Below are 10,603 nucleotides of genomic sequence, written 5' to 3'. Positions count from 1 at the left end.
AATACCGGCCTGTCACGCCGGGGGTCGCGGGTTCGAGTCCCGTCCGCTCCGCCACTAATTTGAAAGGCCTTCCCATTTGGGAAGGCCTTTTTGCTATGGAAAATTTGCACGTTGGCCACGGCGTTGCACGCCAGAATAGACACCAAAGCCCGGTCATCAGACCGGGCTTTGGTGTTTTCAGCATCCAGAAGCCACTGAACCGTGACTCTTGCCTGAGGGAGGGGCACTGGCAAACTGAGGCGGCATATGAAGCGCCACGAAAGGTAAAGTGATGGAATATAGAGAAGGGATAAAAAAGCCCACGCAACTTGCGTTGCATGGGCTCGGAATAGATGGCGGAGGAGGTGGGATTTGAACCCACGGATGGTCGCCCATCGCCGGTTTTCAAGACCGGTGCATTCAGCCGCTCTGCCACCCCTCCGCAGCAGTGCGGCGAATATTACCATGCTGCTCCGGCTTGTAAATCCCCGTCCGGTTTGATTGCTGGTTAATTGCGCGAAATGATATGAAAAAGTGGCAATCAGAGCGTATCAAGCGCTTTTTTAGCCAGATAACTTGACTTGAAAACAGACTCAACCACTATAGTGGCCTCTATCATATCCTCTGCAAGATAACGTTATGACTATTAAAAATGCCCTGTTTTGCGCGCTGGCTGGTGTGACCCTGCTGGCGACGCCGGTACATGCAAGCGAGCTGACCAAAAGCGATGTCGAGCAAATCGTTCGCGACTATCTGGTCAAGAACCCCGAGATCCTGGTCGAGATGTCCAATGCCCTGCGTGCCAAGCAGGAGAGCCAGCAGGCCGAGAGTGACAAGGCGCTGATCAAGGCTCACTCCAAGCAGCTTTATGCCAATCAGGATCCCGAGATGGGGAATCCGAAGGCATCTCTGACCATTGTGGAGTTTTTCGATTACAACTGCGGTTACTGCAAGCGGGCCCATCCGCTGGTCAAGCAGCTGATGTCGGAAGACAAAGACATCCGATACATCTACAAGCAGTTCCCGATTCTGAGCGATTCCTCCTACTTCGCTGCCCGTGCTGCGTTGGCGGTCCAGCTGGGTCAGCCTGACAAATACCAGGCGTTCCACGAGAAGCTCTATAGCCATCAGGGCCCGCTTGCAGATGAAGCACAGGTCAAGCAGTTGGCAGTGGCGGCCGGTGTGGACTGGAGCAAGGTGGAAGCCAAGATCAAGGATGGCAGCATTGATCAGAACCTAGGTACCAACCGTGCGTTGGCTGAAGCGCTCGGTATCTCCGGTACCCCGGCCTTCATCATTGGTGATCAGATCCTGCGCGGTGCCCCCCGTGATCTGGCCAGCCTGAAGGGGTTTATCAAGGACGTGCGTGCCGGCAAGAGCATTCAATAAGCAGTTGTCATGGTCGAGGGCCCAGCGCCCCGGCCAGATACAGAAAGAGGGTCGGTATCACTACCGGCCCTCTTTTTTATTATGTCCTTTGGCACAAGTGGTCGTCGCGAAAGGACCATAACAACGTGCTCAGGACCCGGCCTGTTGGCCTCAGTAACAAGTATTAGCAGAGCCGTTCGGAGTCTAATGATAAATATTTCGCCTCGCAGAGGTGTGTCGTGAGCATTGCTTAATTCCGGTCAAGATTTTTTCTGCTGCTTGCCTTAGAATCGCCGCCCGTTGCAGGAGAAACCCCTATGTTAGTTGATATTTTACGGCTGGTTTTTATAGCCGGAGGCCTCGTATTCATCTTCATGCTGGTGCAAGCTTGCTGGCGGAAGAAGCAGAGTGGATCCTTTGAGGCGACCCCCTTCTGGCCGGTGGCGTTGATCGGTGGGGTTGCCAACTTCCTCGATACCCTGGGGGTGGGCAGCTTTGCGGTAAAGGCCGCCTGCTACAAGCAGTTCAAGCTGATCGATGATCGGGTGCTGCCGGGTACCCTCAATGGGCAGTGCGTGCTGCCAACCGTGACTCAGTCGCTGATCTTCGTCGGCGCAGTCGCAGTGGAGCCGCTGACGCTGATCAGCATGATGATGGCCGCCGCAGCTGGCGCGGCCTGGGGCGCTCGTCATGTGGCCTCGTTTGATCGGCAGACCATCCGGTTGGTGATGGCTATCTCCTTACTGGTCGTTGCAGGGCTTATCTTTGCCGGTCTGCTGGGGCTTTTCCCTGTAGGCGGCGATGCGATGGGGCTCAGCGGCTACAAGTTGGCGATCGCCCTGCTTGGCAACTTCATCTTCGGGGTGCTGATGAATGTCGGTATCGGCCTGTTTGCCCCCTGCATGACGCTGGTTTATCTGCTGGGGATGAACCCGCTGGCGGCGTTTCCCATCATGATGGGCTCCACCGCCGTGCTTAGCGTCTTCTCCGCAGGCACCTTTATCCGCAAAGGGGCGTTCGATGCCAAGGCGGTGCTGGCGGTAGCCATCTTTGGCCCCATCGGTGTGGTGCTGGCCGCCATGCTGGTCAAATCGATGGATATGGAGATGCTGAAGTGGCTGGTTGCCTTTATCGTCATCTATACCTCCTGGACCATGTACGCCTCTTGGCGGGCGGCGCGTCGCTCCCCTGTGCAGCTGACGGTGGAGAGCGCAGGCTAGCCTGTACCAGTGCCGCTTCGGCCTTGGCCCCCAGAAAGACATAGAGGCCAAGCGCCAGCAGCAAACCCACCGCACACCCCATCACTCCGACCGCTGGCCAGAGCAGCTCGCTCTGGCCGAGCGAGCCTTTGAACAGCAGCAACAGCCCCTCGATGGAGACCGCGATCAGAATGGCGGCGATAAAGCGGGTGATGGTGCGGCGAATGGCGCTGTGGCGGAAGATATCCTTATGCAGCAGTACCTCCTCTTCCAGAATGGTCTTGCCCAGATCGAACACCGCCAGTGCCAGTGTCAGGAAGATGATGGCGCTAAAGGCGCCGAGCTGGTTCTGCTGCTCGCCGCACAATAGCTGGTAGAGCTGCTCCAGCCCGTGCCAGATCAGGGTGGCGACGATCAAAAACAGCGCCATGCTGAGCACCACATAGACCGCCTTGAACCAGGGCATGGCGCGGCGGCGCTCCCTGTCCCCCATCAACCAGCCAATCAGCTGATTCAGACAGACGGTGATCTCCCGTCCTTGCCCCTGCACGATAAGGTGCAACCGGTTATGGGCGGCCGGTGCCGCAGGCTGGATGCACATCGGCCCCTGATAGTGGTCAATGCTGACCACAAAGGGATACCCCTTGAGCGAGGCAAGGGGGGTGCTGAGCAGCCCCTGCAGTAGCGGGGTCAACTCCTCCTGATACTCCTGATAGCGCCGCAGCACATCGATGGGGCTCATCTCTGCCATATGGACCTCGGTGACGTGGGCTCTTGTGGTGAATGTGCAAATAGTGGGCCTGCTTTATGACAGGGATGGCGGGGCAAGTTGCACCAGAGGATGACAAATCGGTGGATGACGAGGGGGTAATGCACCAGAAATGGGCGTATTGCCGCCCTGTGTGGTGATGGACTCTCTGTAATAGAAAAGGGCCCGTGACGGGCCCTTTGCGACAACCAGTGGCGATTTAGCCAGCCAGCTTGGCGAAGCTGCGCTCGGCGGCAGCCAAGGTATGTTCGATCTCCTTGTCGCCGTGAGCCAATGACAGGAAGCCCGCCTCGTAGGCGCTCGGTGCCAGATAGACGCCCTCTTCCAGCATGAGATGGTAGAAGCGCTTGAAGCGTTCCATATCGCAGCGAGTGACCTGCTCGTAGCGGGTGATTTCGTTCTCTTCGGTGAAGAAGAAGCCGAACATGCCGCCCACATAGTTGATGGCGAGCGGGATACCGTGTTTGGCTGCGGCCGCCTTCAGTCCCTCGGCAACACGAGCTGTTTTGGCGCTCAGCTGCTCATAGAGACCCGGCTCCAGCAGCAGATCCAGCATGGTCAGACCGGCTGCCATGGCCACCGGGTTGCCGGAGAGAGTACCCGCCTGATAGACAGGGCCGGTCGGTGCTATGTGCTGCATCACCTTCTTCTTGCCGCCGAAGGCGCCCACAGGCATGCCGGCACCGATGATCTTGCCAAGGGTGGTGAGATCCGGGTCGATGTTGTAGTGACCCTGGGCACCGCGCAGGGAGACGCGGAAGCCGGTCATCACCTCGTCCAGGATCAGCAGGGCGCCGAACTCGTCACAGATGGCGCGCAGCCCTTCCAGGAAGCCGGGGACCGGCGGGATGCAGTTCATGTTGCCTGCGACCGGCTCGACGATGATACAGGCGATCTCGCTGCCGTACTGGGTGAAGGCTTCACGTACCGACTCCAGATCGTTGAACACGCAGGTCAGGGTGTGCTTGGCGAAATCGGCCGGAACGCCCGGGCTGTTGGGCTGACCCAGGGTCAGGGCGCCGGAGCCGGCCTTGACCAGTAGGGAGTCGGCGTGGCCGTGGTAGCAGCCCTCGAATTTGACGATCTTGTCGCGGCCAGTGTAGCCACGGGCCAGACGAATGGCGCTCATGGTGGCTTCGGTGCCGGAGTTGACCATCCGCACCTGCTCCATGGAGGGGACGATCTGGCGCACTTTCTCAGCCATCAGCACTTCGATCTCGGTCGGCGCACCGTAGCTCAGCCCTTTCTCAACGGCCTTGATGACGGCGGCCTTGATGGCCGGGTGGTTGTGACCCAGCAGCATGGGGCCCCAGGAGCCGATGTAATCCACATAGGCCTGACCATCCACATCATAGAGATAGGCGCCATCGGCGTGATCGATGAAGCGGGGCGTGCCGCCGACCCCATTGAAGGCGCGGACCGGTGAGTTGACGCCACCCGGAATGGTCTGGCGGGCCTGTTCAAACAGCTGATCTGATTTTGACATGGATCATCCTTAATGGGATTTTGGTCGTCACACAAGGGATTGCAGCCGATTGAGACTCGGCAGGCCGGAGCATCAGGAGTATGCTTTGCGCTCTCGCCACTCGGACTCTCGGTCTGCTCCCGTGACAAAAATTTAACGGGCCGACTATAGCAGAAAGCCCCAGCCCTGGGCAGCCGAGCAACGCGCCGGGTGATCCTGATCTCAGCTAGCTGACGATATGGTTTTTCCAAGTTGGTGTAACAAGATGGCGCAACAAGCTCTCTCCTCTGAAGCCGATACCTCTTCGCGGGGGCCGCTTTCCCGCATTATCCGGCAAGACAAGATGCCCTTGCTGGTGCTGCTGCTGGCGGCGCTGGTCGGCACCCTGGCCGGACTGGTGTGCGGCCTGTTCGAATCGGGTGTCCACTGGCTGGCAGAACAACGCATCGCCTTGCTGGCAGACCGCCCCTGGTGGCAGCTCGGTCTGCTTGGCTTTGGCTTCAGCGCCTTGTTGGGATTTGTCGGTTACTTCCTCACTCATACCTTTGCCCCGGAAGCGGGTGGTTCCGGCATTCCCGAGATCGAGGGGGCGATGGACGATCTGCGCCCGGTGCGGTGGTGGCGAGTGTTGCCGGTCAAGTTCTTCGGCGGCATCTGTACCCTGAGCTCCGGTATGGTGCTGGGGCGGGAGGGGCCCTCGGTGCAGATCGGTGGCAACCTTGGCAAGATGGTGGCGGATATCTTCCGGCTACCCAAGGAGCATGGTCACGCCCTGCTGGCCGCCGGTGCGGCGGGCGGTCTGGCGGCAGCCTTCAATGCGCCGCTGGCAGGCATCCTGTTCGTGATGGAGGAGATGCGGCCGCAGTTTCGTTACTCCTTTCTGGCCATCAAAGCAGTGGGGATCTCCGCCATTATGGCGACCCTGATGCTGCAGAACATGAAAGGTCAGGGGGCGGTGATCACTCTGCCCCACTACGATGCGCCAGCCCTCAAGGCGCTCTGGTTGTTCCTTTTTATGGGAGCCACCTTCGGGGTGCTCGGTTTTGTCTTCAACAAGCTGGTGCTGGCCTGTCAGGATGGCTATCTGGCGTTGCATCAGAACAAGCGCCACCGTTTCGTCGCCATCGGTATGCTGGTTGCCGGTACTTTCGGCGTGCTGTCGCTGTTTGCCCCCTCGGTGACGGGCGGCGGCACCGAGCTTATTCCTCATCTGATGGGGGATGAGTATGCGATGGCGACCCTGTTCCTTATCTTCTCGGTGCGGCTGGTCGCGACCCTCATCTGCTTCTGCTCCGGTGCCCCGGGCGGGGTGTTTGCGCCAACCCTGGCGTTGGGCACCCTGTTTGGCGTGGTGTTTGGCCATCTGTTTCATGCGGCGTTTCCGGAGCTTGGCATCGAGCCCGGCGCCTTTGCCATCGCTGGAATGGGGGCGCTGTTTGCTGCCACCGTGCGTGCTCCCATCACCGGTATCGTGCTGGTTACCGAGATGACCGACAACTATCAGCTGATCCTGCCGATGATGATCACCACAGTCGGTGCGACTCTGGTTGCCCAGTGGCTGGGTGGCCGACCGATCTATTCCCAGATCCTGGAGCGAACTTTACGGCTCGCCGCGCGTCAAAAGCGGGGTGATGGCAGCGCCACGGCCAGTTAATTTTTCCCTTTATCGCCTTTGGCCCCGGTCAGGGCGGTATAGTGAAGGGAGAGGCGCTGCCGTAAATGGCGTGATAACGGGATGAGGGGCTATGTCCAATCTATTGAAGTTATTGGTCGTGTTAGCCGTTGGCGGGCTCATTGGTTACTTTGTCGGTAACCGCCAGGAGCTGGCCCAGAGCAGTCTGTTGGTGGTACAGCAGGAGACGCTGGATCGTCAGGGCAAGGCTATCGGCCAGCTCAAGACCGAATTGGGGGTCAAAGATACCAAGCTGGCGACCCAGAAAGCGGCCTTTGAGCAGTTGCAGACCACCCTGAAGAGTCAGGAGGCGCAGGTGCAGGAGCTCAAGCGCCAGCTGGCCTTTTTCGAGCGGATCATGCGCCCCACCGGCGAACAGGTGGGGGTAGTGATCGACAACCTGACCCTGCAGGAGACCAGCATTCCCGGTCGTTACCACTACCGTCTCGCCCTGACCCAGCCTGCCAAGAAGCGGGAGCTGTTCCGTGGTCAGGTGCAGATCCGGGTCGAGGGGAGTCTGGCCGACAAGCCGAAGATGCTGACCGGTCGCGATCTCGGAATGAAGGTGAGCGAGTGGCGTTATGCCTTGCGTTATTTCCAGCTGCTGGAAGGGAATTGGCAGTTGCCGGAAGGCTTTGTGCCGGATCGGATCCGTGTCACCATCAACAAGGACGGCAGGCAACCGGCGCAAGAGCTGCTGGTTGAGTGGGGTGAGGTGATCAAGCCGCTGGTCGCCGCACCGCCTGCTCCGGTTCCCGCGGCCGGTTAAACGTGGTGAATACTTGAACTGAATGGTCGGGTATTGGATAATTTCGCTGTTTCCATGTTTGTGGATCTAATGGTTGTGAGGTCAGTAATGAGTGCAGTAGCAGAAGCCCCGCTGCCCATCCAGATGACGGATGCGGCGGCCAACAAGGTGAAGAACCTGATCACCGAGGAAGAGAATCCCGAGCTCAAGCTGCGGGTATACATCACGGGTGGGGGCTGCTCCGGTTTCCAGTATGGCTTTACCTTTGATGAGAAGATCAACGACGGGGACACCGTAGTCGAGAAGAATGGCGTCACCATGGTGATCGATCCCATGAGCCTGCAATATCTGGTAGGCGGCAGTGTGGATTACACCGAGGGTCTGGAAGGTTCACGCTTCACCGTGACTAACCCCAATGCCACCACGACCTGTGGCTGTGGCTCCAGCTTCTCCATCTGATCGGTATTATCGGTCTGATGAAACGGCTCTCGGCAACGAGGGCTGTTTTTGTTTGGGGGCTCTGGGATGACGGTAAAACAGCATCCCCCCTGAAACAACAAAGGCGCCTCGATGGCGCCTTTGTTGTTTGCAGGATGGCTTAGCGGGAGCTTGCCGCCGCGACCAGCGGGATCCGGTTCACTGCCTTGCCCATGTAGGCGAGGGTGATGGTCACAATGATGCAGGTGAAGCTCAGCCACATGTAAGGCAGGTAGTCGAGGGTTGCCACCCCCAGAACCCCGGCCATGAAGATGCCGTTGTCGCTCCAGGGCACCATGCCGCAGGTGAGGGTGCCGCCAAACTCGGCGTTGCGAGAGAGGTTCTTGCGCGCCAGCCCCAGTCGGTCGTAGTTCTTGGCCATGATCTTGGGAGTCAGGATCAGCGACACATACATGGCCGAGCCAAACACGTTGGCCAGAAACGCGGTGCCGATGGTGTGGCTGGTCAGGCTGCCGACGCTATTGATGCGCTTCTCGAAGGCGCTGGCGATCACTTCCAGAATACCGACCTTCTCCAGCAGGCCGCCAAACCCGAGACCGAAGATGATGACCGCGACCGAGCCCAGCATGGACTCCATGCCGCCGCGACCGAGAATGTTGTCGATAAAATCGATGCCGGAGGTGATGGCAAACGGACTATAAGCCGAGTGCATTGCCTTGACCGGATCCATGCCCTGGAAGGCGATGGCCCAGATCAGGCCAAGCAGGGCGCCGAAGCTGATCACAGGGAAGGCGGGCTTGCGATTGGCCAACAGGCCCAGCACCAGCACCACGGGGACTATGGCCAGCGGGGTGATATTGAACTGGTTGTCGAGCGCCTCCATTACCAGATTGACCTGCTCCAGACTGACATTGCCCGAATACTGCATGCCCACCACGGTGAACAGCACGGCGGTGATGACATAAGAGAGCAGGCTGATAGGCAGCATCCCCTTGATGTGTTCCACCACGTCGACGTTGGACATGGTGGACGCCAGCACTACTGAGTCGGAGAGCGGAGAGAGCTTGTCACCAAAATAGACGCCGGAGAGCACGGCACCGGCTACCAGCGGCGCAGGCACGCCGAGGCTGTGGCCGATCCCCATCATGGCGATACCGGCGGTGGCGGCAGAGCCCCAGGAGGTGCCGGTGGCCAGCGAGGTCAGAGAGCAGATGATCAGGGTTGCCAGCAGGAAGATGGACGGGTGGATCACCTTGAGGCCGAAGTAGATGATGCTGGGGACTATGCCACCAGCAATCCAGGTGCCGACCAGAGCACCGACGGAGACCAGGATCAGGATGGCCCCCATCCCCTTGGCAACGCCGTCAACGGCTGCCTGTTCCAGGGATTTGTAATCGTGGCCGAGTTTGATGCCAAGCCCCATGATGACGAACCAGGCGATGAACAACGCCAGCTGGATCGGCAGATCGAGCACGCTGGTGAACGAGAATGCCAGGGCCAGGAAAATGGCCAGACAGGCAAACACCTGTGCCATGCCCGGTAGTCGGATGTGGTTTTGTTGGTTTTGCATAGATACTTCCTAAACTCTTGCTCGCCAAGGTCACTCCCTCTCGTCCTGTGGATAAATCGATCCCGAGGAGGCAACCCAAAAAGAGGCCGCAATCTACCACAAACCCGACGGGTTAAAGCCCCATCAAATTGGCAAAAATGCACATTTGATTGAAAAAATCACAAATTAGTTGATCTCATAACCCGTTTTTGAGCGGCCTGTTGACACACAAGGTCACATACGAAGCTTTCTTGTGACGCTACTTGCACCCCCAATAGATGCAGATGATAATTATTATCAATTGTTGGTTGGGGAGAAAACAATGCGCTGGATATTGCGGGGGATGATGTTGCTGGTGGCGGTGGCCGTACTCGCATGGGGTCAGGATAAAGAGTACGGCACCTGGAGTGTAGGTTTTCTGCTGGCTGCCTGGGTGATGCTGGAGCCCGGATTGCGCCCCGCCTTGATCTTGCTGCCAGTGGCCGGGTTGACCGGTATCGTTACCCTGCTCTGGCAGCAGCCCTGGTTATGAGCTTTTGACGGGAGCCTGCTTGATCTTCTGCTGCGCCACCTTGAGCGATTCGACCACCAGCTTTTCCATTTCGGTGCGCTTGGCGTCGGTCAGGAAGTAGATCATGTCGACATTGTGGCGAATATAGTGGGCCGGAAGCTGGTTGAGGGTGAGGCAGCAGAGGTCGGCCATCTGATCGCTATTGAGCTTTTGCTGCAGCCCCTGTTTCTCAATCTCCTTGAGCACCAGATGTTCGTAAAAGTTGTGAATGTCGGTATCCAGTATCATATGCGTTCCTTGGCATGACGATGAGCGGGGAGTCGTCAAAAGCATAGCCATAACAAGGAGTAAAAACAAAAGGCCCATCACTTTCGTGATGGGCCTTTTGCGTAATGAATGGTGCGAAGAGAGGGACTCGAACCCTCACATCCGTGGGACACTAACACCTGAAGCTAGCGCGTCTACCAATTCCGCCACCTTCGCACACTGATTTTCTCCAGCTGGTTTTTAAATGCGGTTGGAGCGCATTGCTCTGTGTTTACATGTCAGAAACATGGTGCGAAGAGAGGGACTCGAACCCTCACACCCGGGGGGCACTAACACCTGAAGCTAGCGCGTCTACCAATTCCGCCACCTTCGCACATTCGGGTTTCCAGTCTGGATTTACATGCTGTCTGGATAAAGCATGGTGCGAAGAGAGGGACTCGAACCCTCACATCCGTGGGACACTAACACCTGAAGCTAGCGCGTCTACCAATTCCGCCACCTTCGCACATTGTGTTACCAGTTTTGATTTACATGCTGTCTGGAGAAGCATGGTGCGAAGAGAGGGACTCGAACCCTCACACCCGGGGGGCACTAACACCTGAAGCTAGCGCGTCTACCAATTCCGCCACCTTCGCACA

The 10,603-nt window shown here is 58.2% G+C and carries 10 protein-coding genes and 5 tRNA genes; 6 read left to right on the top strand and 9 right to left on the bottom strand.

Annotated elements, in window-relative coordinates; genetic code table 11:
* Nucleotides 1–333 precede the first annotated feature (333 nt).
* Nucleotides 334–421, bottom strand: a tRNA-Ser gene (locus ACW5W8_RS22780).
* Between the two features lie 197 nt (nt 422–618).
* Here ACW5W8_RS22780 and ACW5W8_RS22775 point away from each other — a divergent pair.
* Both ACW5W8_RS22775 and ACW5W8_RS22770 read left to right on the top strand, forming a co-directional pair.
* Nucleotides 619–1,368, top strand: a complete 750-nt coding sequence (locus tag ACW5W8_RS22775) for a DsbA family protein (RefSeq protein ID WP_498630617.1) — start codon at nt 619–621, stop codon at nt 1,366–1,368.
* 296 nt (nt 1,369–1,664) lie between these two features.
* Complete coding sequence (locus ACW5W8_RS22770; protein WP_498630616.1) at nt 1,665–2,567, top strand: TSUP family transporter; 903 nt, start codon at nt 1,665–1,667, stop codon at nt 2,565–2,567.
* Here the strand turns inward: ACW5W8_RS22770 and ACW5W8_RS22765 are convergent.
* Both ACW5W8_RS22765 and hemL read right to left on the bottom strand, forming a co-directional pair.
* Complete coding sequence (locus ACW5W8_RS22765; RefSeq protein ID WP_498630614.1) at nt 2,482–3,297, bottom strand: hypothetical protein; 816 nt, start codon at nt 3,295–3,297, stop codon at nt 2,482–2,484. The two genes, ACW5W8_RS22770 and ACW5W8_RS22765, sit on opposite strands and share 86 nt — an antisense overlap.
* Nucleotides 3,298–3,514: 217 nt before the next feature.
* On the bottom strand, nt 3,515–4,801 hold the full coding sequence (hemL, locus tag ACW5W8_RS22760; RefSeq protein ID WP_201937713.1) for a glutamate-1-semialdehyde 2,1-aminomutase: 1,287 nt from the start codon (nt 4,799–4,801) through the stop codon (nt 3,515–3,517).
* A 244-nt stretch (nt 4,802–5,045) separates the two neighbouring features.
* Here hemL and clcA point away from each other — a divergent pair, with 244 nt between their 5' ends.
* The 3 genes from clcA to erpA all read left to right on the top strand — a co-directional run bounded on the left by clcA (nt 5,046) and on the right by erpA (nt 7,659).
* Nucleotides 5,046–6,434: a H(+)/Cl(-) exchange transporter ClcA gene (clcA, locus tag ACW5W8_RS22755; RefSeq protein WP_040067313.1), complete on the top strand. Its 1,389-nt coding sequence runs from the start codon at nt 5,046–5,048 to the stop codon at nt 6,432–6,434.
* A gap of 91 nt (nt 6,435–6,525) precedes the next feature.
* Nucleotides 6,526–7,221: a DUF6776 family protein gene (locus ACW5W8_RS22750; protein WP_498630612.1), complete on the top strand. Its 696-nt coding sequence runs from the start codon at nt 6,526–6,528 to the stop codon at nt 7,219–7,221.
* A gap of 87 nt (nt 7,222–7,308) precedes the next feature.
* Nucleotides 7,309–7,659, top strand: coding sequence for an iron-sulfur cluster insertion protein ErpA (erpA, locus tag ACW5W8_RS22745; protein WP_005340225.1), 351 nt, complete (start codon nt 7,309–7,311; stop codon nt 7,657–7,659).
* Between the two features lie 139 nt (nt 7,660–7,798).
* Here the strand turns inward: erpA and nhaC are convergent, their stop codons facing one another.
* Nucleotides 7,799–9,208 (bottom strand): Na+/H+ antiporter NhaC, encoded by a 1,410-nt coding sequence (gene nhaC / locus ACW5W8_RS22740; RefSeq protein WP_005357819.1) that lies wholly within the window; start codon nt 9,206–9,208, stop codon nt 7,799–7,801.
* 301 nt (nt 9,209–9,509) lie between these two features.
* Between nhaC and ACW5W8_RS22735 the strand changes: the two genes are divergently transcribed.
* Complete coding sequence (locus ACW5W8_RS22735) at nt 9,510–9,719, top strand: hypothetical protein (protein ID WP_005343034.1); 210 nt, start codon at nt 9,510–9,512, stop codon at nt 9,717–9,719.
* Here ACW5W8_RS22735 and ACW5W8_RS22730 read toward each other — a convergent pair.
* The 5 genes from ACW5W8_RS22730 to ACW5W8_RS22710 all read right to left on the bottom strand — a co-directional run bounded on the left by ACW5W8_RS22730 (nt 9,714) and on the right by ACW5W8_RS22710 (nt 10,600).
* The gene (locus ACW5W8_RS22730; protein ID WP_005343036.1) at nt 9,714–9,986 is read right to left on the bottom strand and encodes a late competence development ComFB family protein; all 273 of its coding nucleotides are present in this window, start codon (nt 9,984–9,986) and stop codon (nt 9,714–9,716) included. The genes ACW5W8_RS22735 and ACW5W8_RS22730 overlap by 6 nt on opposite strands.
* Nucleotides 9,987–10,095: 109 nt before the next feature.
* A tRNA-Leu gene (locus ACW5W8_RS22725) sits at nt 10,096–10,181 on the bottom strand.
* Between the two features lie 71 nt (nt 10,182–10,252).
* A tRNA-Leu gene (locus tag ACW5W8_RS22720) sits at nt 10,253–10,338 on the bottom strand.
* 46 nt (nt 10,339–10,384) lie between these two features.
* Nucleotides 10,385–10,470, bottom strand: a tRNA-Leu gene (locus tag ACW5W8_RS22715).
* Between the two features lie 44 nt (nt 10,471–10,514).
* A tRNA-Leu gene (locus ACW5W8_RS22710) sits at nt 10,515–10,600 on the bottom strand.
* Between the last annotated feature and the right edge of the window lie 3 nt (nt 10,601–10,603).

It is taken from the genome of Aeromonas aquatilis (assembly GCF_054052405.1).
Note: the sequence above shows the minus strand (reverse complement) of the source record. Positions and strands in the feature narration are given on the sequence as shown.